Consider the following 24,514-nt stretch of genomic DNA (forward strand, 5'->3'; position numbering starts at 1 on the left):
TCTTATTTCCGCCCTTCAAAAATTTGATTGAATATCGCTTCATCTTTATCAATATCACTTGATAATTTCGTAATGTGACCCATTTTACGATTTACTTTGTTCTCTGTTTTACCATATATATGCACATGCCAATCTGGATGATCTGAAAAGTCATTCTGTAAATGTTCCATATCTTGTCCAAGTAGATTCATCATAATTGCAGGTTTCAACAAGTTGATTTGTTCAGGTAGATGCCAACCAGCAACAGCCATGATATGTGTATCAAACTGAGAGTACTCGCAAGCTTCAATTGAATAATGACCTGAATTGTGCGGTCTAGGTGCAATTTCATTCACGTATAAACCTTCATCTTCAGTCACGAAAAATTCAACTGTAAACGTACCTACGAAATGAATTTTTGAAATAATCTTTTCAACTTCATTGATTGCTTGTTCTTCCAAGTTTAATCGTGCTGGTACAACAGTTTTATATAAAATTTGGTTTCTATGTTCATTTTCTTGTAACGGGAAATAAACTGTCTTTCCATATATATCACGTGTTGCAGTTATTGATACTTCTTTATTTAAATTCAAATATTTTTCAACGACGCATGTTGTGTTTTCAACCATATCAATTGCTTCATTCAAATCATCATGTGATTTGATAACACTTTGACCTTTGCCGTCGTATCCACCGAATCGAGTCTTAATAATAAATGGGAAACCAATCGTTTCGATTACCTCTTCCAAATCTTGACGATGTTTCAATTCTAAGAAAGGTACTATATTTACATTTGCACTTTGGAGTGTTTGTTTTTCAGTCAATCTATCTTGCAATAATGCAACTGTTTGACTACCTTGAGGGATATTATATTTATTTGTGAGTGTTTCGAGCTGTTTAGAATCAATATTTTCAAATTCGTATGTGACTACTTTTGAAATTTCACCTAATTGATTTAGCGCTGATTCATCTGAAAAAGCTGCATTGATAAATTCATGTGCAACAAATTGTGCGGGGCATTGTTTATCTGGATCTAGTATTGCAACCTTGAATCCCATTTTTTGCGCTGATTGTGCCATCATTTTGCCTAATTGACCACCACCAACAATACCGATCATATCACCGGGTTTAAGGTTATAATAAGTCATTTTGCATTTCCTCCACTTTTACGACTAAGCTTTGTTCGTAATCGACTAATTGTTGTTTCACTGTTTCATCTGTCATACCTATCATTCTTGCAGCTAGGATACCAGCATTTTTCGCTCCTGCTTTACCGATTGCTGTCGTTGCAACTGGAATACCACCAGGCATTTGTACAATGGATAATAATGAATCCATACCTTTTAAACTTTTCGTTTCAATCGGCACGCCAATAACTGGAGCTGTAGTTAACGAAGCTACCATACCAGGTAAATGTGCTGCACCACCTGCACCAGCGATGATGATATCAATATTTTGGCTTGTAGCATTTTTTGCAAATTCAACCATTTCTAATGGTGTTCTATGAGCAGATACAACCTTCTTTTCATATTGAATACTAAAGTAATCAAGCATGTCGCATGCTTCTTTCATTATCGGCCAATCTGAAGAACTACCCATTATTACTGCTACTTTCATTAAGGTCACCCTTTCAAATAGTTGAAATATTTAATATTTTTTGTGTATATTACAGATATAGCATAACAATTGATAATGCTATTTTCAATGGAAAAACGAACATTTTATATCTTTTTTACAAAAATATTTGATTTATGTTCGTATTAAGTAGATAATCTATAAGGTATTCATGACTAAAGTTCGATTTATTATTAGGAGGCATTTAAAAATGGTAGCAAAAATTCTAGATGGAAAAGAAATCGCAAAGGACTACAGAGCCGGCTTACAACGTGAGGTAGAAACATTAAAATCTCATAATATCGTTCCAAAGCTTTCAGTTATTCTTGTAGGTAATGACGGTGCAAGCCAAAGTTATGTAAATTCTAAGAAGAAAGCAGCAGAAAAAATTGGAATGATTTCTGAAGTCATACATATGGATGAAACTTCAAGTGAAGAAGAAGTCCTTAATGAATTAGATAGATTAAATAATGATGATTCAGTAAGTGGTATTCTTGTACAAGTGCCACTACCTAAGCAAGTTTCTGAAGCTAAAGTTTTAGAATCGATTAATCCTGAGAAAGATGTAGATGGATTTAATCCAATTAACATTGGAAGACTTTATACAGGCGAACGTACATTTATTCCATGTACACCACTAGGCATCATGGAAATCCTTAAACATGCAGATATCGATTTGAAAGGTAAAAATGTAGCAGTCATCGGTAGAAGTCATATCGTTGGTCAACCTGTAAGTAAATTGTTAACTGATCAAGATGCTACTGTAACTTTACTTCACTCTAAATCTACAAATACTGAAGAAGTATTAAAACAAGCCGATGTGATTGTAAGTGCAGTTGGACGCGTACATTTAGTTACTAAAGATTTAGTTAAACCAGGTGCAGTCATTGTAGACGTAGGTAACACACCAGGCGAAGATGGAAAACTTAAAGGTGACGTTGATTTCGAAGCCGTTAAAGAAGTTGCTGGTGCAATTACTCCCGTTCCAGGAGGCGTTGGCCCATTAACAATTACAATGGTATTAAATAATACATTGCTTGCTGAAAAATGGAAAAACGGAATTGAATAAAAAATAGATTACTAAGAAAAAACAAAAAATTGCCGACAAAGTTTAAACTTTGCCGGCAATTTTTATTTTTATACTTGTGTAATACTCATTTTTGGACCAAATGGTTCGAAATGAACATCTGACTGATCTATATTAACTGTTGCTAATAAATCAAAAATTGAATCCATAAATGTTAATCCACCACATAAATAAATATCAACATTTTCATCTGTCCAAGATTTCACTTCTTCGTTTGTGATATAACCTTGGGTTTCTTTTAAGTGATATGTCACTTCTACATTATTGTATTTTTCATTTAAAGCATTTATTTCTTTTTTAAATGGCACGTCCGATTCAGTTTCATTAACATGTACGAAATGAATTTCAGTTCCTTTAGCTGCTTCATCTTCCAACATAGCTAACATTGGTGTTACACCTGCACCTGAAGATAGTAGTAATAATTTTTTATGATCTTCTGATTCTACTTTAAAGTCTCCAGCTGGTGCAGAGATTTCAATTGAATCGCCTACTGAATATTGATCATGTAAATCATGTGATACTAATCCTTTTTTATCTTCACTACCTTCACGTTTAACGGCAAATCTAAGTTTACCGTCTTCTTGTACAGAATATAAAGAATAGTGACGTAATGCTAAGTTATCATCATTTGTAGGTTTAATACGTACAGTAATATATTGACCTGCTACAAGTTTAGGTATATCAATGTTGCCTTCTGGTTCAACTTCAAATGATTTCATCGTTGTACCTTGTTGTTCGATATTTGTAATTTTAAACGATTTGAAATCATCCCATGCTGCTTGTTCGTACATTGCTTTTTCCATTTGTATAAATACGCTCGCAATTTCCCCATACGTTTGTTCCCAAGCATTCATAATGTCATCCGTTGCAGCATCACCTAATACTTCTTTAATTGCTTTCAATAAGAATTCTCCAACGATTGGATAATGTTCTTCTTTAACTTGTAACGCACGGTGTTTATGCGCAATTTGATTCACATTTGGAACAATTGCTTCTAAATGATCGATATGTTTTGCCGCTGCTAATACTGTTTGTGCTAGTGCAGTTTGTTGTTTTCCTTGCTTTTGATTCGTTTTATTAAAAATATCTAAAAGTTCTGGATGTGCTTCAAACAATCTTTTGTAAAATACACTTGTAATTTCAGTACCATGCTGCTCAAGAACTGGCACAGTTTGTTTAACAATCTCTTTTGTTTCTTCGGTTAACATATTAATCCCCCATAAAAGATATATTTTAAATACATCTTTAATTGTAAGTATATTCACAATGTTTTTCAATAGATTATCCAAATGTTTACAAAGTCGTCAATATTTAATTTGATAAATTGAATGATTGTTTTTTACTACGTTAATTCAGTATACTTAATATATTAAAGGAGGCTAAACTTATGAAGCTCACACAATACACCGATTATTCATTACGTGTCCTCATCTATTTAGCACAGCAAAATAATCAAACCCAAATAGAAGAAATAGCAAAGTTTTATGGTATTTCTAAAAATCATCTCACTAAAGTTGTTCATCAACTTGTAAAACTTGGTTACTTAAAATCAATTCGAGGTCGAAACGGCGGTATACGATTGGACCAATCCCCTGCTGATATCAATATAGGAAAGCTTGTACGGCAAACTGAAGATCATTTTGAACTTGTTGAATGTTTCAACATGGAAACCAATACTTGCCCCATTGCGTTTAATTGTGGTCTTAAAGGTGCACTGAATCATGCGTTGAATGAATACCTTCTTACTTTAGATCAATATTATTTAATCGATATTATCCCTAAATCCCCACTAAATGACACTAATTACAATCTTGGATGAGCATAATCAGTCTTAAGGTCGATGTAAATGTGACAAGATATTGATAATATTTTAATTAATAAGGAATTGACGTCAAAGTCATGTTATTCTTTCCTTATACAAACAACAAAGGAGTACATAATTATGATGAATAAAATAATGCAGTCTCTTACTGTACTAGGTGTTTCTGCATCATTAGTTACACCTTCATTAACAGCACATGCAACCGGGAATAGTCTTCCACAAATTAAAGGCGTTGAGGGTGACGTCGTTGAAAAAGGCGCAGACTATGATTTATTAAAGGGAATTAAAGCATACGATAAAGAAGATGGCGATTTAACAAATAAAATTAAAGTAACTGGCGATGTTGATACATCTAAATTAGGTAAATATAAAGTGCAATATAAAGTTACTGATTCAGATGGCGCTTATCGTACTAAATGGCACTATGTATATGTAGTGAAAGATGGTGCTTTAGATGGTACTAAAGACAAAAAAGACGCTAAAGACTCAGATAAAAAAGAAAAAGCAGAAGTAGCAGACAATAAAAAAACGTCTACTAAAAATTTAGATTCAAATATGCCACTTATTACGGTACCTACTAAAGATTTAGTATACCAAGGCGATAGCTTCGACCCTATGAAAGGTGTTAAAGCATTAGACAAGAAAGATGGCGACATTACTGATAAAGTAACTGTTAAAGGTGATATTGATACATCTAAGACAGGTTTACAATATATTACTTATCACGTTAAAGATTCAGATGGTTACTACTACACTTACAAACGTGGTGTATATGTAAATGACGCTGATTTAGCTCCTAAACCAGAATTATCAGGTGTTAAAGATGTAACAATTTCTAAAGGTGAATCATTCGATTTATTAAAAGATATTAAAGCTAAAGATAATTCAGGAAAAGATTTAACAAAAGACATCGTTACAAGCGGTGACGTTAATACTAAAAAAGCTGGTAAATATAAAGTCGGTTATGCAGTATCAGATGCTGATGGACATATTGCAGCTCAAGGTAGAACGATAACAGTTAAATAACTCCCCTCTTTTTAAAAGCAACATACATTCATTTAGAAAATGATGTATGTTGTTTTTTATTTTTGTTTATACTTATATTTCTACTATTCGAAAAATACTGATAAATATTGGATTTTTTCAATTAATTGATTGTTTTAATCGCATTTATATGTATTTAAAAATGTACACAAAAATTTAACATTTAGACAAAAAGGCGTCATATCAAAGCAATTTAAATACTTTTTTAATTAATAACGCTTACAGTTCAATAAATAGTCTTGTAAATATGTTTAAATCCTTTAAAATTAAGGTCTAGCCATATATATAGGTATATAGAAATAGTGGGAGGTAAAAAACGTGGCAAAGTTAAAGTCAATACTTCTCATGTCAACTCTAGGTTTATTGCTTAGTGGTTGTTCAAATTTAGAAGTATTAAATCCTAAGGGACCGATGGCAGAAGATCAACATTTCTTAATTATTTTCTCAATTATAATGATGGTTTTCATCGTCGTAGTGGTCTTAATTTTGTTTTTAATATTTATTGCTAAATATAGAAAAAACAAAAACGAAACATCAGGTACAATGCATCACAACTTCGTATTAGAAGCAGTTTGGTTTATTATTCCTGTTATTATTTTAGTGGCGTTAGCTATTCCAACCGTTAAATCGCTCTACTCGTATGAAGAAGCACCGAAATCAGATGAAGATCCGGTAGTTATTTATGCGACAAGTGCAGGATTTAAATGGTTCTTTAGTTATCCAGACGAAAAAATAGAAACAGTGAATCATGTAACTATTCCAGAAGGTAGACCAGTCGTATTCAAACTTCAATCTATGGATACAATGACAAGTTTTTGGGTTCCTCAATTAGGTGGTCAAAAATATGCCATGACAAGCATGACTATGGATTGGACGTTAAAAGCCAATGAAACTGGTACGTTTAAAGGTAGAAATTCAAACTTTAATGGTGAAGGTTTCTCTAGACAAACTTTCAATGTTAACTCAGTAAGTTCTAAAGACTACGATGCTTGGGTTTCTAAATCTCAAAAACGTAAAACATTAGATCAAGATACATTTGATCGTCAATTATTACCAACAACTAAGAATAAGGAACTTACATATAGCGGAACACATTTAGCATTTGTTGATGCTGCTGCAGATCCAGAATATATCTTCCATGCATATAAACGTTTCCGTTACGTACCAAAAGATCCTAACTTCTATGATGAAAGTAAAGGCGTAACTACAAAACCTGTACTGCCAGGACGTAAAGTTACAGTTACAAACCCTAACTATGAGCGTCATGGTATGAAACCTATGATTCTTAAAAACAATGAGAAATATGATAGTGAATTCAAGAAAAAAGAAGACCATCATATGGATGAAATGGAAAAAATACAAGATGATGCTAAATCTAAAGAAGAAAAAGCTTCTGATAAAAACCATGGAGGTGACAAATAATGAATTTTCCATGGCATGAGTTTCTCTTACAAAATGACTGGATGATTACAATGGCACAAATCACGCTAGTTATAGCGGGTATTGCTGTCGTTGGAGGTTTAACTTACTTTAAAAAATGGAAATGGTTGTACTCTGAATGGTTAACTTCAGTTGACCATAAAAAAATCGGTGTAATGTACATCGTATGTGCAATCATCATGTTTTTCCGTGGTGGTTTAGATGCATTATTAATTCGTTTACAATTAATGGTGCCAAATAATGAATTCTTAGAGTCTCAACATTATAATGAAATTTTCACTACACACGGCGTTATTATGATTATGTTTATGGCAATGCCATTTATCATTGGTTTAATGAACGTTGTTGTACCATTACAAATTGGTGCAAGAGACGTTGCGTTCCCAATGCTTAACAACTTAAGTTTCTGGTTGTTCGCTGCCGGAATGGGATTATTCAATATCTCATTTGTAATTGGTGGATCACCAGCAGCAGGTTGGACAAACTATGCACCATTAGCAACTGATTTCAGTCCAGGTACTGGTATTAACTACTACCTAGTTTCACTTCAGATTGCTGGTATTGGTACATTAGCAACAGGGATTAACTTCTTTGTTACTATTTTAAAATTACGTACTAAATCAATGAAATTTATGCAAATCCCAATGTTCTCTATGACAACATTAATTACGTCATTATTAATCATTTTAGCTTTCCCTATTTTAACTGTCGCACTTGCTTTAATGACATTCGACCGTTTAATGGGTACAAACTTCTATGAAATTGCTAATGGCGGTATGCCAATGTTATGGGCGAACTTCTTCTGGGTATGGGGTCACCCTGAAGTTTATATTCTGGTATTACCTGCTTTCGGTATTTACTCAGAAATTATCCCTACGTTTGCAAGAAAGAGATTATTCGGTCATCAAAGTATGGTCTGGGCAATCTGTGGTATTGCATTCTTAAGCTTTATCGTTTGGGTTCACCATTTCTTCACTATGGGTAATGGTGCATTAGTTAACTCATTCTTCTCAATTACAACAATGTTAATTGCAGTACCAACCGGTGTTAAAATATTCAACTGGCTATTCACCTTGCATAAAGGTCGAATCACATTTGAATCACCTATGTTGTTCTCATTAGCATTTATTCCTAACTTTACATTAGGTGGAGTAACTGGTGTTATGCTTGCAATGGCATCAGCCGATTATCAATACCACAACACATATTTCTTAGTGGCGCATTTCCACTATGTAATTATTGCAGGTGTTGTATTCGCATGTTTCGCAGGTTTAATATTCTGGTATCCAAAAATGTTTGGTTATAAATTAAATGAAAAAATCAATCAGTGGTTATTCTGGACATTCGTATTAGGATTTAACGTATGTTTCTTACCTCAATTTATTTTAGGTTTAGATGGTATGCCACGTCGTTTATACAAATATGTACCTCAAGATGGATGGTTTTCATTAAACTTCATCTCAACAATCGGTGCATTCTTAATGGGTATTGGTTTCTTAGCACTTGTTTGGAACGTCGTTTACAGCTTCCTTAAAGCTAAACGTGAATCTACAGGTGACAACTGGAATGGCTTAGGTAGAACTTTAGAGTGGGCAACTGCATCAGCAATGCCACCTCATTACAACTTTGCTATTACACCAGAATGGTATGATACAGAAACATTTGTAGATATGAAGAAAAATGGTAAACACTATCTTGATAATCAAGATTATAAAGATATTCATATGCCAAACAATACTCATATCGGTTTCTGGTTCGCAGTATTTATTATGTTCGCAGGTTTCTTCGTAATATTTGAAACTTACGTTCCAGCAATTATCTTCGGTATTGGTGTTCTTGTTTGTATGTTCTGGAGAAGTTTCGAGAACGATCACGGTTACCATATCCACGCTGAAGAACTGAAAGAAAACGAAGCTAAATTACGTGAATTACGTGAACAAGAAGAAAAGGAGGACAATAAAGATGAGTAATGAACAACACCAAACAATTGATACTGTTAATGAAACAGGACAATTAAATAAACTCGGATTTTGGATCTTTCTTACAGCTGAAGTTGCGTTATTCGGTACGTTATTTGCTACGTTCTTAGTATTACAAAAAAGTGGTTCATACGGTGGCTTTGAAACACCAGAATTATTTGAACTTCCATTAGTTATGATCATGACGTTCCTACTTTTAGTAAGTAGTTACACTTGTGGTATCGCAGTTTATTATATGCGTAAACAAAATGTTAAATTAATGATGATTTGGATGATTATTACCTTACTATTAGGTGCTGGATTCGTTGGATTTGAGCTTTTCGAATTTACACACTATGTACATGAAGGCGTAACAGCTCAATTAGGTTCATTCTGGTCTGGATTCTTCATCCTATTAGGTACTCACGGACTTCACGTTACTGTAGGTATCTTCTGGATAAGTGGTATATTAATTCAAATCCTTAGACGTGGATTAACTGAATATAATGCACCAAAAGTATTTATCGGAAGTTTATATTGGCATTTCTTAGATGTTGTATGGATCTTTATCTTTACACTAGTTTATCTTGTAGGGATGGTGAGTGGATCATGAGTAAAACAGTCATTTCACATACAGTCGGATTAATATTTTCAATTGTACTAACATTGTTAGCTGTTTATGTAATGTTATACACTGGCATGTCTCTTCAAGTTAGAACATCAATTATTATTGGATTTGCTTTTGTACAAGCATTAGTTCAATTATTAATGTTCATGCATGTTACAGAAGGACCGGACGGCCGTGCAGTAGCCTTTAAAGTATTCTTCGCAGTAGTAATTACTTTATTAGTAATTATAGGTACTTATTGGGTTATGGTTGGCGGTCACGCTGCTCACATGTAATATATCTATATATAAAGAAGAAGCCGAGACTTTAAGTCTCGGCTTCTTTTTGTTTGTTCTGAATAACCAATAAATATACTATAGAACAGCTTTAAATACGCTAACGAGATTGTCTCCTAAAACTATCTCGTTAGCCACATACCTAAATCATTTTTTGCGCTGACGCCTTAGGGAAAAGTATGAGTGAGATACTACAGGCTCGAACTATACCCTAGGCACGCACGAACAAAATCGTAGATTATAAAAATAACATCTCATTATATGCTGAATAAATCAGTAAAATGAGATGTTATTTATTTTGAGTTAGGATTTATGTCCCAGACTCTTAAATATTGGCTACTTTCTATCTTTAATTTAAGTGATAACAACTTTAATGCGTTTCTTTAGTCGCCCTTTGCTTTTTAATTGTTCTATTTGAAAAGAACCTATTTCTTTAATATTTGATACATGCGTTCCAGCACAAGCTTGTTTGTCTACCCCTTCAATTTCAATTAATCTTATATTGTTAATTTGTTCTGGAATTAAATTTGTATAAGTTCTTATTAATTCATTATTCTTCTCAAGATCTTTACGTTTAACATATTTGATGTTTACTGGAGATTCATGTGTAATTAGCTCTTCTATTTTATTATTCAATTTTTCTTTATTTAATTCATCCGGTAAACAGTCTTCTGAAAAAGTTACTTCTAGACGTGCATAGCCTTTTTCAATTTGGCTACTAGTTGCCAAAGCCCCATATGTTAAGTACAAATAGCCAGATATTAAATGTAATAACGTATGATAACGCATATTTTTATACCTATGTTCCCAATCTATATGCATAGTTACTGTCCTTATATCAGTGGGTAAGGGAGTACTTAACCTATAAATATATTGTTGATTTTGATCTAATTCTATATTTTCAATTACATAATGATTCCCATTATGTTCAATGTACCCAATATCTTTAGGTTGACCACCCCCTCCAGGATAAAAAATCGTTTTGTCTATACAGATACTTCTCCTGTCTTCACTTATAGAATTTATATTAATAATACAGTTATTTTTATAACTATCTAATAAATATAGTTCTTCATTCATTTATATCCCTTCTTTTTAAAATTATTTTTACAATAAATCTATTAAAAAGTCCACATTTTCTTCTTTAGTTGCCCAGCTAGTAGCAAAACGGATAACTGTATGTTCCTCATCATACTTTTCCCAAAAAGAAAATTTAATTTTTTCTTCTAATTCTTGCAATTTACTATTATTAACAACAATAAATTGCTGATTTGTAGGAGAATCGTAATAAAGCTTATACCCTTTTTGTAATAATGATTTTTTTATTTTTAATGACATATCTACTGCATGTCGACTAATTTCAAAGTATAGATTATTATTGAACAATTCTAGAAATTGAATACTAACTAATCTACTTTTAGCTAAAAGAGCACCATGTTGTTTTATCAATGTTGTAAAATGACTTGGTTCATTTTTATTAGTAAATACAACAGCTTCTCCACATAAAGCGCCAATTTTCGTTCCACCAATGTAAAAAATATCACTATATTTAGCAATATCTTTTATAGTCAATTCACTTTCATAACTTGCTAAACCATAACCTAAACGTGCTCCATCTATATATAATGGTAAATCATGTTTTTTACATATATTAGATATCGTTATCAATTCTTCTCGACTGTATAATGTACCGTATTCTGTTGGAAAAGAAATATAAACCATACCTGGAAAAACCATATGTCTGTAATTTTTATCGTTATAAAAATCTCTTACTAGATTATCAATATCTATAGCTGTAATTTTCCCCTCATTAGAAGGTATGCTTAATATCTTATGACCCGTATATTCAATGGCACCTGCTTCATGTGTACTGATATGGCCTGTGTCTGCAGCAATAACACCTTCATATGGCTTCAAGATAGAATTAATAACAACTTGATTCGTCTGTGTACCTCCTACTAAAAATTTAACTGTAGCTTCAGGACAATCAATTACATTTTTAATTTTTTCTTTTGCTCTAACAGTAAAATTATCCATACCATATCCAGACTCTTGTATCATATTTGTTTTTACTAATTGTGCTAACACATTAGTATGTGCTCCTTCAAGATAATCATTTTCAAATGAAATCATCTATCTTTCCTCCAGTTCATTAGTAACAACTTTATTTAAAATACTTTCTATAGATACCATTGATCTTTTTAGTTCTTGAATTTCAGAATTTTTTAGAGGTTTTAAAAGGTCGACTACTTTTCTATCAGATTCTATTTCCACATACTTATTTAGTTCTTCTCCATCATCAGTAAGAAATAAATGATAAACTCTATTATCGTCTTCATTTTTTTCCTTATATATGAGTTGATTGTTAATAAGTTTACTTAGAATACGACTTAAATATCCCTTATCAATCTTTAAATACTTGCATAGATAATTCCCAGTGATTCCTTTATTCCTTCCAATTTCACCTAAAGTTCTCATTTCAAGTAGTGAATAGTCTAATTCAAATACACTTTCGTCAAATACACCTAACACACGTGTATAAAATCTATTAAATCTCCTAATATCATTAACTTCCATATTACATACCTCCTAATAGTTGACAAAAACAACTATATGTCAATAAGTTGCTTATGTCAACTATAATACATTAATTTATTCTTTCCCTTAAAGAATAATATTAAGAACAATTAATATGATCCTTCTTCACAAAAACCTATACTTATCTTTACAGGAATTTAACTGAAATCTACCATTAGAAATCTTATAATTTAATCAGAAATATTGATTGAGATATTTCTAATGTTCAATACCAATGACCTCTGAAAGCACTCTTAATAACCTGGGTTGTTTTCCATTTGTCATTTTAAGGAATTAATACTTCAATATTTAGTGGAAAAGTATTTGGGATATGAGTGAGGGACTACAGGCTCGAACCATACCCTAATAAGCATGCACGAACAAAATCGTAGATTATAAAAAATAACATCTCATTTTATGCTGAATAAATCAGTAAAATGAGATGTTATTTTTTTTGAATTAGGAATTATGTCCCAGACTCTTTTTTTGTTTTATAATAATACACGTTCAAATTTATGACTAACTGTTTCTACTTTCTCTGAGTTCCCTACTTCTCGATAATATAAAATTGCTTTTTGATACATTTCGAGTGCTCTTTTTCTCTTTTTTAAGGACACGTATAAATCAGCAAATTGATTGAATCCGTCTCCCATTATTTCAAAGTCGTATCTCATAACGTTTGTTTCAATATCCCTTAATAACATCATCGCTTCTTTATCATTGCCTTCTTCTATAAAAGCATGAACGCGATTAATTCCCTTATGTATATACATTGTATCTATTACTCCTTCTATTCCCGTCTATATTTTTTAGAATTAGTTTTATAATTGTAATCCCTATGTATATAAAATACAAGTGTCAATATCTTCATTAATTTCATTAATACGAAAACGAACAAAGATGACTTCATCTTTGTTCGCTAAATGATTATACTTCTTTATTCAATGAAATGTGTTTAGGTATTGGAAGAAACTGATTATAAATATTGATGAGTTTCGATCTTTCATTATTCCAATTGTAAATTTCTTTAGCTTGCTTTGTATTTTCACTTAATTGATTTCTTAACGCTTCATTTTCTACTAGTTCATTTACAGCTTGAGCAATTGAAGAAGCGTCGTGTGAGTCCACTATTAGTCCTGTTTCTGTTTCTTCGACAACTTTTTTTATTTCAGGAAAATCACAACTAATGACTGGTACATGTGCCATCATATATTCAAATAGTTTATTTGAACTTGCTGAATAATGGTTAAAGCATATGTTCTGCAACACTTGAAATCCTAGATAAGCTTCACGTGTATATGATGGTAGTTCTTGAAATGGTACTTTATCTAAAAAGTGTATTCTATTAGATTGTTCAGATTGCTCACTTTGTTGTTTTAAGGTTTGAGTTAACTTTCCTCCACCTATAAACAATAAATGACCTTCTTTAATTTCATCCATAGCTTGAATTAATAATTCAAGTCCTCTACCTTGTTGTAAACCACCTTGATAAAGTAAGATTTTTTCATTTTCAGGAATACCTATTTTCTGATGTAAATTAATTTTTGGTTTGTCATTGATATTATATTTTTCAGAGTAATTGTATAACGTTTTTGGATAAAAACCATAAATCTTTTCATTATATTGAGCTCGTGTATGATTTTCTACAATCATTTGATTCACAAACTTTAACATGAAAGATTCGATTTTTTTAATTCGATCTTGATTATATCCTGTTCGGTCTGATTGAACTTCATGACTATCATAAATTAATGGTCTAGGTTTTAGTCTTAACTTTGAACAAACAATTGCTTGTGGCAATGTATTTAAATCGTTAGCATGATAAATATCTGCATGCTGGAAATAACCTTTCACAATCATTCTTGTAATGATTGCGCCATTAATAACCCACTTCCTTACTTTCTTTACTTTTATAACACCTGCTGCAACAATAAGCGCCATGAAATAGGCTGCCATTATTGTGAAGCTAATATAAAATAAACTTGGTATTATGGCAACTTGTACACCAGCAACGACAAGTAAAAACTTTTTACCATGGTCTTGATAAGCTTGTAATATCCATGGATACCTCTTTACTCTATGAACTCTAAAGGAATCTGATATTTCCTCATACGCTGATATAGCCGCATTTTTCGGATCGTTAATCGCGATTAAATTCACATCATATCCTGAATGTGCTAACGTTGTACATTCGCGATTCACTCTCGCATCATTCGTAAAGTGATTCCATACAAACATTGTGACTTTCTTCATGCTCTAACCTCTTCCATTTCAATGATTTATTTATAAAATGCCTATTTGGAATAGCAAGATATAGAACCAAGCGACACTAAATACGCCAATCGTTGCTAATAATCCTATTGGTCTTTTTTCTTTATGAATTAAACTTTCATCTACCTGCTTTTGACGTTGCTGTTGAATTTTAATACGCTTATATTCTAATTGTTCCTTTTTTGATTTCTTTTTAAGTTTTTGGATTAAATGAACATAACGTCCTATAACATCATTCACTTCACCATAAGCAACCATTTCACCATAATGTATCCAAATCGCTTTTTTACACATTTTTTTAATTTGTCCCGCTGAATGCGAAACAAAGAAAATGGTTTTACCTTGTGCTTGCAAGTCATGCATTTTATCAATACATTTATTTGAAAATGTTTCATCACCTACTGATAAAGCTTCATCTACAATTAATATATCCGGATCAGTATGTATTGCAATGGCAAATCCTAATCTTGACTTCATACCACTTGAATAGGATTTTAACGGTTGATAAATAAATTCATCTAATTCACTAAATTGAACGATGTCGTCAAATTTATCATTAATCTCTTTCTGAGTCATACCGTGCATTAAACATTTATAATGAATATTTTCTTCACCAGTAAAGTCGGGATTTAGTCCTGCACCTATAGCAATTAATGATGGCTTTCCATTCGTATATACTGAACCTGATGATGGTTCAACTACGCCACCTAATATGTTAGATAACGTTGATTTACCTGAACCATTTAATCCTAGTATGCCGACAGATGTACCTTCCTCAACTTCAAATGATATATCATGCAAAGCATAATAAGGTTTTGATTTATAGCTTAGACCAAACGTAAATAAAGAAAGTAATTTATCTTTCCTATTCACATTTAAATCATAAACTTTTGAGACATTTTCACATTTTATTTTGTATGTTTTTGTCATCTTCTTCACCTTTTCTTAAAAACGTTATTAGCTTTTCAATATTATCTTCCCAAATCAGATGTTCATCACGATATTTTTTGGCATTTTCTTGTTTTCTTATCAACGCTTTTTCGTCATTTTTTAATGACACAATTTCATTAACCATTGTGTCAATTGATGCTTGTTTTCTCGCAAAACCAATATCATATTTTTGAATGAGTGCCTCTGTTGGTCCGCTTATGTTAGAGATTGGTGGTGTACCTACACCGATGGAATCAACTATTTTTCCTGGCATTACATTCATAAATACATCTGATGATTCTAAAATCGAAATAGATAAATGATGTTTCGCAATTTCAGCAAGACAAGACACGCGATCCATTGGCTTTTTCACAAAAATATATGAACAATTTTTAACAGCCTTTCTAAATTTGTCTGCTTGTACACCGTAAACGACTGCTGTTACATATATTTGCTTATTATTTAGCGCAATACAAAGCGCAATTAGTTTATCAACGTCTTGAGCATATCCAATATTGCCAGTATAAATCACACTGAACGATTGATATTTTTGTTCAGTAATCAACTCACTTTTAGATAATCCGTTAGGCAAATAAAAGATTGGTATCTTACTTTCTAAATTCTTCTGTATATGTGACCTAAAAGCTTCATTATTGATAACGATTTTATCTGCAGAATTGTACATTTTCTTCTCTAAGTATTTCAATACAGGCATAAAGAGACTTATATTTACATGCTTTAAACCATGTACGCTATCTGGCCAAAGATCTCTAATTTCAAGTACGTAAATGGGATGTTTTGCTTTTTTGAAAAAAAGCGTTGCCCATGCAAGAAAAATATTCGGACTAGAAACATAAACAATATCATAATCTGCATCATGCATTTTTATAAAGACTCTTAATCTAATATATTGTTCAATATAGTAAATCAGTCGCATAAATAGATTGCTATTTTGTTTGTTTCCATGCATTTTCATGCGTATAATTTTCTTTTTTTCTAATTTATTTAAAGTTTCATCAGTAAAATAAGCATCATCTTCAAATAAATTTCTATTTGGATATGTTGGCTCTGTTGTTAATATTGTTGGATCTGCACCAATTGATTTGAATGCTTTGAACATCATCTTCATTCTATTAGCTGCTGATCCCAGTTCTGGATAAAAATTTTGTGAAATCATTAATAACTTTTTCGTCATATTTGAACACCCTATAAGTAGTCTAGTAATCTTCTCTTAAATCTTGTATGAATTAATGAACCTATTAGTAATAATATGATCGTTATTAACCAAAAATAGATGTGATCATGCCAATGACCGTATACATTAACATGGCCATGTACAAAGGCTGTTCGATAAACACCGATTAAATAAGCAAATGGATTTAAACTTGCCAGTCTTTGCAATATGCCATGTGCCTCTTCCATTGCCCAAAATATTGGTGTCATGAAGAATAGCATTCTGATTACATTTTGTAATAAGTTCTTTGTGTCTCTCACGATGATAATTAATGTACTCATTATTAATGAAATACCAAAAATGATCGCATATGATGCAACTAAGAAGTAAATAAACCAAAAGTAATGCCACCATGGTACATATCCATTGATTAATGAAATGACAAATAATATGGATGAAGTAATCATCAAGTTAATCATATTGTTTGTTAAAGCGATAGATATGAAAATTGAGGACGGGAATTTCATTTTAGATAGCAGTCCTACATTCGCCTGAATTGCCGTTGCACCAGTGTTAATACCTTGTGAAAGAAACAACCAAGGAAACAGTCCTGAAATGAGGTGTATTAGAAATGGAACCCCAACGACTTGTGCACTCGCATCTCCTCTTAAACCTAAACCAAATACAAGATAGTAAACAGCAACTTGTAGTATCGGTTGTAATATATTCCAAAATACGCCAAGATAATGATTGGCGTATTGACTTTTCATATTATAAATTGCTAACTTAAATATTTTAGGTAAATGATTAAATTGTTCTTTAAAGATTTCTGTAACTATCTTCATATTTTAACGACCTACTTGATTATATTATTTTTCAATAAGTTCAAATTCTGATGCTGTAGTCCAAGACGACTTTTCAAAATTTTTATTGGCATATATTGAAATAGATTGAGTAGATTCTGGATTTATGTTGATAACAAATCCTTCATTACTTAAATCGACTAAGTCCACCACTTGATTATCAAATTCAAAGTATATGAACCCTTTGCCTTGTTTATTTTTATAAAATGTTTTAATTTCAATATTTAAAATTTGATTTGTCTTATTCGTTAAGTATAGTACTTTTTTAGTTTCACTGCTAAATGCATTCGATAATGCCCTAAATCTTAATCCCTTTTCTTGGTGAACTTGATAGAAATCTTTCGTTTCAATAGTAAGATTTGCTTTATCTTGCTTTTCTGGTTTGTTCTGATTTTCTAACTCAATAATATAGTCTTCTAACGTTTTCGTTGAATTCACCTGAAAATAATTTAAAATCGGCCAATTTTTTTGAATAATTAGCTTATGTAATTTATTTTCACTTTTGTCTTCTGGTTGTATGTTTAACAATTCAAATAATATGTGCCTTGAATTAATTAAACTAAACACGTCGATATAAGGATCACTTTCTTGAATGATTGCACTATGCCATCCATTCATCCTCGCTTCATAATAAAGTATTTCAAATGGATGATAACCTAATTCAATCGTCTTCTCAATCTCATTTCGTTTAATGAAATCTGTTAAGTAATCTTGTACATCACCATTTTCAAAAGGAAAATCTTTAGCCCATCTTTTTATAAATTGTGCATAAGGTAAAAAATCATCTTTTGAATGGATACTTTTTGGAATAATTGCTTTAGCTAACTCGAAAATTGTAGATTTAAGATGAATCACATTTTGAAAATCATGATCATAATGATAATAATTAATGAGTTGAATACCGTGACTCGTTTCATAAAGTTCATAATCACGCTCAACCTCTTCTGCTAAATCATATGCATCCATATTAAACAGTGTGTGATTCAAGTTTAAATTCTCAGCAATTTGTTTAATCGCCGCTTCATCCACTTGATATATCTTCACAGCTTGCTCATTCTGTATCATCTCTAAATCCTTTGTATACGTAAAAAACTTAACTTTATCTAAATGATTTTTCAAAAAGGATAATGACACCCGTGAATCATGTCCAGCTGTGATTGAGCATACAATGTCTTTATCAAAACGAAACAAAGCATTCACAGAAGCAACCATTTCATCATAAATTAAATTTAATACTTCCTCTGCTGATTTTTCTTGATATGCATTTATTGGGAAAATCCGTTTCACTTTATGATTCGTTAAATCAAATCGTGTGTTCGAATTAAATTTATAAATATGTTCATATTTACTATAATCTAAAAATCCATTCGATTTATAAGCAATTCTGTTACTTTTCATATTGTATAAATGTTGTAATAATTGCTGCACGAGTTCAGAGTGACTTGCATAAATGGATTTCTCCGAATGATAATACATGGATAAAAATGATGTTGCATCATTATAGAAATAGAGATTATCATCCTTCTCTATAAAAATGCCATATCTGCCATTAAAGTAACTCATTTCTTCAAGAAACTGAGTAGAATCTAATGAATATGATAATAAACGCGTGAAGATTTCGGAATAATTTAAATCACTCTTTTTAGTATGGACAAAATGACCTAATAACAATATTTTCATACCATCAATTGTTATTTGAAATGTCGACATATCTTGTGAATAGTAAACATTAAAATGACTAAATTCAATCTTATCTTGATCATTGAACTGATATTCATGAGGTATGACCATAAAAGATTTATGAAATGGTGCTAATATATTATCCATATTATTCCCCTCCACGCGAATGATTTATCATTGATTAACTTGTAATTGAACTTCTTGCTTTAAATTCTCAATATAACGATTTAAGTCTTGATCTTCAGGTCTTTGATATTCATCATATAAATGATATATTTCTAAAAATCTTTCTACAGCTTCTTTTCTTTCTTCTGGTTTCACTTTTTCAAGTCTTGGTAAATACCAGCCTTTAACATAGAAATTAAATCTATGATCTAAATAGGATTGAAGTAAACCATGTTTTTCATAAAACGGTATTCTTTCAATTTCCAATGTGTAATATTTATCAAATAACTTTTTAGAAATTGAATTCGTTACTGAGCCTGAAACTGCTGCATAGTACATATGAATTACATCTGTAACTGCTTGTACTTTCTTGGAATTAATCATTAATTCTTGGAAGAATAATGTATCTTGTCCAGCAGCACCTTCAACCATTTTTATATTATTTCCTTTAATAATCTCTGATTTAATAACTAAAGCTTGAATACTTTGTGCTCTTAAACCACATTTTTTCATATACTTTTTAGGATCATCAATCAATAATTTTCCATCGTTATATTTCATTACAGTACCAGCGTAATTAAATAATGCTCTACGTTTATTGTCTTCTTTAATGATATTACCGACAACCATGTCTACATCTTTATTAGATTGAATTTCTTCTAATAATGTCGCATATCCATCTCCAGTAGCTTCGTTATCTGGATCTAAATAAGTAATATATGGTGTTGAAGCAAGTTCAGCGCCTTTATTTCTTGGTCTTGAGGCACTACCTGAACCTTTTTCATATTCAAAGTATACAATTTCAGGGAAACGTCTTCTCAAACGGTTAATGATTGAAATTGTCTCAGAATCAGTACTACCATCATTTACAAATATGATTTCCATTTCATTAAATATTGAAGATCTGCGTAAACTTCTCATACACTTATCTTCTAAGTAAGTTCCATTGTTATGAATTGGAATAATCACACTTAATTTTTTCTTTTTATTATTTTGACCATATAAATCAGACGTATAAATTTCAGATTGATCTAAATTATAACCTTTGCTTGATTGATTCAAATTGAATTGGTCATCAAACATATCACGATGATACATCGTTAAATATTTATCTGCATGTTTATCAACAAATTGATGTGCCTCATGCTGCTTATCTTTCGTTACGAAATCAACATTAGCATATTTAAATGCTGATAATAAGTCTTCTAAATAATATTCTTCGTATTCAATTGCGTCTTTCATAAATGTTACAAACGTATAGTCTTTATTTTGCTGTGATAGATTTTGCGCTTCTACCGCTTCAAAATCAACATGCAGTTGACGATTTAGTATATCCGTCATTTTATCTGTCATTTGGTCAACGACAACAAGAACTTTATGTTCCTTCTGACTAGGTTCTATATCAATATAAGTTAATACTTCATCTAGCCTATGGTAAGTTGTGCCATTTCTCATCACACTTCTAATACTCTTCGCTTGCATGTCTTCTAATTCGTATTCTTTATACTGATTCATAATTGGCGCTACATCGCTTTTATGGTTAATCATAAATACATTAGGAAACTGATTATTAATACCCACTGAATAATTAGATAATATTAAATTCCCAAACGCCTGTAATTCAAATATTCTATTAGCAAACATTGTTTCTGAATATTTTACTGAGTTGACATTAACTGCCCATCGATAAATTTTGTGTAATTTCATTAATTCATTATGATCAACTGGCATTGTTAAAAATGGAATATACTTCATTGGAAATTGATATCTTGCACGTCTTAATGGCAAGTTTCTATCAATAATCGTTAAATCATTCTCATTATTAATCAATTCATCAAACATTCTTGCTGATTCTTGATTTCTAACTGGATACTTTTCAGTCCAACTACCAGCAAATATGACATCATTTTTAAATGATTGATTATACTGACTTCTAGTGCCAATAGGATTATGGTAATGTGGGTTAATTCCAAATTGTAATACATGGACCCTATCGTTTTGACAATATTCTTTATAATCATCTACAACTTCTGCTGCAGAAGTTAAAATAATATCACATTCAGTAGCAATATCTTTGAACAAGTGGAAATTCACAGGATCTTCTTTTGAGTAAAACACAATTGGAATGTTTAGGTTTTTCGCTTTTTGAATACCATCAATTAGCTTTCTTCGTTTTTCACTATTTACTGAAGCTAAACCTGTCCAACTGCCATCAATACCTCTCCATGCTGTAGCAACGATAATGACATCCATATCTTTACTTAAGCTCGTGAATTCACTATCGATATACACGATATTACCGATATCTTTAAAGGAATTATATAAGAATTCATCTGCAATCAGTCCAACTTTATAATCATTTTTAACAAATACTTTTGATTCATCTCCATGATTCAATTGTTCAAGTTGTTGATGATGATTTTCCAAGAAGTCTAATTTCGCTTCTTCGGCTACTTTCTTATAATAATTATGATGATTTGTATAGTCTTTAACTTTTTTTAATTTATACAGTCCATACATATAATCTTGTTCGACGATATCCAATACTTCTTCAAGTTGTTCAGCTTTTGACTTATCATCAAAATTTACTAATTCATCTTTTGTAGATTGTAATGATTGACTGCGATTTTTGTTAGTTGGTTCATTTGAAGACATTACAGATTCCTCCTCTTTCTCCAACTCCAGTATTTCGTTTGAATTTTTCCTAATTTAGAATTTCTTAAGTTGTTATATAGTCTTTCATATTGTTTTGTATCTTCTTTTACTGTTGTCTTCTGAAGCGCAATGTTTTCATTAATCAATCTAACGATCGCTGATTTTGATTCTTTTCTTTCTTCTTGAAAGTTTGTAATCGTATCTAACTGTTCCAGCTCTAAGTCATTATATTGTTCGTAATTCATACTCTCTAATTGCGCAATCATTGTATCGTCTATAATATCCGAAAGATTCATCCAATATTTTTTCTTTTTAATCGCTACTCTTGCTGATCTTGCTTTTAAAAACACCATATTGATATTCACATTTTCAAAATCAAATCTTTCTTGATCTAAATCAAGATCAATCGTCTTATTTAAAGCACTATCTTGATAAAATACTGTCCCACTATTGATAGAAACTTTCGTATTTAATGTGATTGCACGGTCAATATCTTTTGTATGCACAAAACCTGTAAATGTACCTTTATTAAATATTGCTTCTAAAATTTCTCCATTATGCTTATAAATCGCTCTTGATGAGAAATTCTTCTCTTGAAATAGTAAATGGTAATCTACTTTAAAACCAAGGTCTCTATTTATTTGAGGTGCACTAAAGTCTTTTAAATCTACTCGAATTGTATCAATAGGTTTAGATATCAATTTGATAGAATCTTGGAGTTTAGTCCATCCAATAATGTTAGAACCTCGAACAAGTAATCCATATAACTCACTTTCAATTTCTTTAACTGATATTACTTTTAAAGCTTTATTTAAATGGTCAGATACGTGACCAACCGAAATTTCATCATTATCGACATCAAATATGTCTTGATTCTCTGGTTCTATTAAAATAATTTGAAAGCTTAGTCCGCTTTGAATAAATGGACTTTTTACATCAATCATATGAAGACCCCTCATTCTTTTACTTATTAAATGAATATGCTAGTTCTTTTCCAAAAGTATATAGATTACCGTAATTGTAGTATTCAACTTGTTCAAACTGTGTTTGCACTACGTTTTTAGTATCAAAAATCACTTTATCTTTCATACCTTCGAAATCTTGATCCATCAATTGTTTAAATTCAGAATGATCACTCAATATTAATACTAACGATGCATCTTGAACGGCTTTTTTAATATCTTTTTCAACAAATCCTAATTCAACATGTGGATCGTATGCTTCAACGATAATATCTTGTTCTTTTCTTAAGTCATTATAAATATCAAATGCAGGTGATTCTCTTACATCATCAACGTCACCTTTATACGTTAAACCGAACACGACTACTTTTTTACCGTTTAATTGTTTTAAAATCTTTTTCGATTCTTCTATAACATAATTTGGCATTGAACGGTTAATACGTCTGCCTTCTTGAATAAGTGTTGTTGTTTCTGGATCTTTCGCAATAATGAAATATGGATCAACTGCTAAACAATGTCCACCTACACCTGGTCCAGGTAAATGAATATTTACACGTGGATGCTTGTTTGCCATTTTTATTACATCAAGTACATTAATATCTAAATGGTTACACACCATAGCAAGTTCATTTGCTAATGCGATATTTAAATCACGGTACGTATTCTCCATCAATTTACTCATTTCTGCTGTTTTAGCATTTGTTTCAATCATTTCACCTTGAACAAATGTTCCATAAACACGTTTACCTGCTTCAACACATTCAGGTGTAATACCACCAATGATTCTATTATTATGAATTAATTCATGCAGAATCTTACCTGGTAGTACACGTTCAGGACAATGTACTAAGAATATATCTTCACCAATCACAAAACCTTGTTCTTCTAAATAAGGTTTAACATGATCGTCTGTTGTACGTGGTGCAATTGTTGATTCCACAATTACTGTATTACCTTTTTCTAAAAATGGGACAATCGATTCTACTGCACCCATCACTAATGAAATATCACATGATTCGTATTGATCATCATTATTTGGTGTTGGCACTGCAATGATAAATGTGTCTGCTTTTTCTGGTTTTAAGCTTGCTTTAAATTTATTTTTAGCTAACACTTCTTCGTATGCTTCTTGTAAACCAGGTTCTTCAATATGAATTTGTCCGTTATTTAATTTATCCACTGCTTCTTTATTTATATCCACACCAACAACATCTACGCCGTGCTTAGCAAACATAATAGAAGTTGGTAATCCGATGTAGCCTAATCCAATAGTAGTTAATTTCATATGATATCCATCCTTTAATAATTAATTGTTAAACTATTACTTACGTAATGTTAAGTTCATTGTAACGATAATTAAAGTAATAAACAGGTGATTAACAGATACTTA

22 protein-coding genes and 1 pseudogene are annotated in these 24,514 nt (G+C 31.3%); 8 read left to right on the forward strand and 15 right to left on the reverse strand.

Translation table 11 applies throughout. The features are described 5' to 3' along the window. Window positions 1-2: 2 nt before the first annotated feature. Together purK and purE are read right to left on the reverse strand one after the other, a co-directional pair. Complete coding sequence (gene purK / locus P3U32_RS08870) at window positions 3-1,127, reverse strand: 5-(carboxyamino)imidazole ribonucleotide synthase (RefSeq protein ID WP_323702779.1); 1,125 nt, start codon at window positions 1,125-1,127, stop codon at window positions 3-5. Further along, a complete protein-coding gene (gene purE / locus P3U32_RS08875; protein ID WP_323702780.1) occupies window positions 1,114-1,596 on the reverse strand; it encodes a 5-(carboxyamino)imidazole ribonucleotide mutase in 483 nt (160 codons plus the stop codon). The genes purK and purE overlap by 14 nt, the downstream gene beginning before the upstream one ends. 208 nt (window positions 1,597-1,804) lie before the next feature. Between purE and folD the strand changes: the two genes are divergently transcribed. Beyond that, the gene (folD, locus tag P3U32_RS08880) at window positions 1,805-2,662 is read left to right on the forward strand and encodes a bifunctional methylenetetrahydrofolate dehydrogenase/methenyltetrahydrofolate cyclohydrolase FolD (protein WP_323702781.1); all 858 of its coding nucleotides are present in this window, start codon (window positions 1,805-1,807) and stop codon (window positions 2,660-2,662) included. Between the two features lie 68 nt (window positions 2,663-2,730). Here the strand turns inward: folD and P3U32_RS08885 are convergent, their stop codons facing one another. Beyond that, window positions 2,731-3,888 carry a globin domain-containing protein gene (locus tag P3U32_RS08885; protein WP_323702782.1) on the reverse strand — a complete coding sequence of 386 codons (1,158 nt, stop codon included), beginning with the start codon at window positions 3,886-3,888 and terminating at the stop codon, window positions 2,731-2,733. Window positions 3,889-4,067: 179 nt separating this feature from the next. Here P3U32_RS08885 and P3U32_RS08890 point away from each other — a divergent pair, with 179 nt between their 5' ends. From P3U32_RS08890 to qoxD, 7 genes and pseudogenes are all read left to right on the forward strand, one after another. Beyond that, window positions 4,068-4,499, forward strand: a complete 432-nt coding sequence (locus P3U32_RS08890; RefSeq protein WP_323702783.1) for an RrF2 family transcriptional regulator — start codon at window positions 4,068-4,070, stop codon at window positions 4,497-4,499. A gap of 126 nt (window positions 4,500-4,625) precedes the next feature. Continuing rightward, a pseudogene (locus P3U32_RS08895) lies at window positions 4,626-4,937 on the forward strand (immunoglobulin-like domain-containing protein); the annotation flags it as partial. After that, window positions 4,938-5,528, forward strand: coding sequence for an immunoglobulin-like domain-containing protein (locus P3U32_RS08900; protein WP_416361247.1), 591 nt, complete (start codon window positions 4,938-4,940; stop codon window positions 5,526-5,528). 336 nt (window positions 5,529-5,864) lie between these two features. Further along, window positions 5,865-6,968 (forward strand): cytochrome aa3 quinol oxidase subunit II, encoded by a 1,104-nt coding sequence (qoxA, locus tag P3U32_RS08905; protein ID WP_323702784.1) that lies wholly within the window; start codon window positions 5,865-5,867, stop codon window positions 6,966-6,968. Further along, entirely contained in the window at window positions 6,968-8,956 is a 1,989-nt protein-coding gene (gene qoxB / locus P3U32_RS08910; protein ID WP_323702785.1) for a cytochrome aa3 quinol oxidase subunit I, read from the forward strand. The genes qoxA and qoxB overlap by 1 nt, the downstream gene beginning before the upstream one ends. Beyond that, entirely contained in the window at window positions 8,949-9,557 is a 609-nt protein-coding gene (gene qoxC / locus P3U32_RS08915; RefSeq protein WP_323702786.1) for a cytochrome aa3 quinol oxidase subunit III, read from the forward strand. The genes qoxB and qoxC overlap by 8 nt, the downstream gene beginning before the upstream one ends. Continuing rightward, a complete protein-coding gene (qoxD, locus tag P3U32_RS08920) occupies window positions 9,554-9,847 on the forward strand; it encodes a cytochrome aa3 quinol oxidase subunit IV (RefSeq protein ID WP_323702787.1) in 294 nt (97 codons plus the stop codon). Before qoxC ends, qoxD begins: the two co-directional genes overlap by 4 nt. Before the next feature lie 354 nt (window positions 9,848-10,201). On the opposite strand, the gene P3U32_RS08925 is transcribed toward qoxD, so the two are convergent. The 12 genes from P3U32_RS08925 to P3U32_RS08980 form a co-directional block, all read right to left on the reverse strand. Beyond that, window positions 10,202-10,927 (reverse strand): alanyl-tRNA editing protein, encoded by a 726-nt coding sequence (locus P3U32_RS08925; RefSeq protein WP_323702788.1) that lies wholly within the window; start codon window positions 10,925-10,927, stop codon window positions 10,202-10,204. Between the two features lie 27 nt (window positions 10,928-10,954). Further along, window positions 10,955-11,980 (reverse strand): threonine aldolase family protein, encoded by a 1,026-nt coding sequence (locus P3U32_RS08930; protein WP_323702789.1) that lies wholly within the window; start codon window positions 11,978-11,980, stop codon window positions 10,955-10,957. After that, on the reverse strand, window positions 11,981-12,424 hold the full coding sequence (locus tag P3U32_RS08935; protein ID WP_323702791.1) for a MarR family winged helix-turn-helix transcriptional regulator: 444 nt from the start codon (window positions 12,422-12,424) through the stop codon (window positions 11,981-11,983). A 491-nt stretch (window positions 12,425-12,915) separates the two neighbouring features. Next, window positions 12,916-13,197, reverse strand: a complete 282-nt coding sequence (locus P3U32_RS08940) for a hypothetical protein (RefSeq protein WP_323702792.1) — start codon at window positions 13,195-13,197, stop codon at window positions 12,916-12,918. Window positions 13,198-13,351: 154 nt separating this feature from the next. Beyond that, window positions 13,352-14,677 (reverse strand): glycosyltransferase, encoded by a 1,326-nt coding sequence (locus P3U32_RS08945; protein WP_323702793.1) that lies wholly within the window; start codon window positions 14,675-14,677, stop codon window positions 13,352-13,354. Between the two features lie 30 nt (window positions 14,678-14,707). Continuing rightward, window positions 14,708-15,625 (reverse strand): ABC transporter ATP-binding protein, encoded by a 918-nt coding sequence (locus tag P3U32_RS08950; protein ID WP_323702794.1) that lies wholly within the window; start codon window positions 15,623-15,625, stop codon window positions 14,708-14,710. Next, window positions 15,597-16,820 (reverse strand): glycosyltransferase family 4 protein, encoded by a 1,224-nt coding sequence (locus P3U32_RS08955; protein ID WP_323702795.1) that lies wholly within the window; start codon window positions 16,818-16,820, stop codon window positions 15,597-15,599. The genes P3U32_RS08950 and P3U32_RS08955 overlap by 29 nt, the downstream gene beginning before the upstream one ends. An 11-nt stretch (window positions 16,821-16,831) precedes the next feature. Beyond that, window positions 16,832-17,644, reverse strand: a complete 813-nt coding sequence (locus P3U32_RS08960) for an ABC transporter permease (protein ID WP_323702796.1) — start codon at window positions 17,642-17,644, stop codon at window positions 16,832-16,834. A 24-nt stretch (window positions 17,645-17,668) separates the two neighbouring features. Further along, window positions 17,669-19,489 (reverse strand): hypothetical protein, encoded by a 1,821-nt coding sequence (locus tag P3U32_RS08965; protein WP_323702797.1) that lies wholly within the window; start codon window positions 19,487-19,489, stop codon window positions 17,669-17,671. 27 nt (window positions 19,490-19,516) lie between these two features. After that, window positions 19,517-22,162 (reverse strand): glycosyltransferase, encoded by a 2,646-nt coding sequence (locus tag P3U32_RS08970; RefSeq protein ID WP_323702798.1) that lies wholly within the window; start codon window positions 22,160-22,162, stop codon window positions 19,517-19,519. Then, window positions 22,162-23,106, reverse strand: a complete 945-nt coding sequence (locus tag P3U32_RS08975) for a hypothetical protein (protein ID WP_323702799.1) — start codon at window positions 23,104-23,106, stop codon at window positions 22,162-22,164. Before P3U32_RS08975 ends, P3U32_RS08970 begins: the two co-directional genes overlap by 1 nt. Window positions 23,107-23,125: 19 nt before the next feature. Continuing rightward, a complete protein-coding gene (locus P3U32_RS08980; protein ID WP_323702800.1) occupies window positions 23,126-24,409 on the reverse strand; it encodes a nucleotide sugar dehydrogenase in 1,284 nt (427 codons plus the stop codon). Window positions 24,410-24,514: the final 105 nt, after the last annotated feature.

The sequence above is a fragment of the Mammaliicoccus sp. Dog046 genome, assembly GCF_034039665.1.
GTDB lineage: Bacteria > Bacillota > Bacilli > Staphylococcales > Staphylococcaceae > Mammaliicoccus.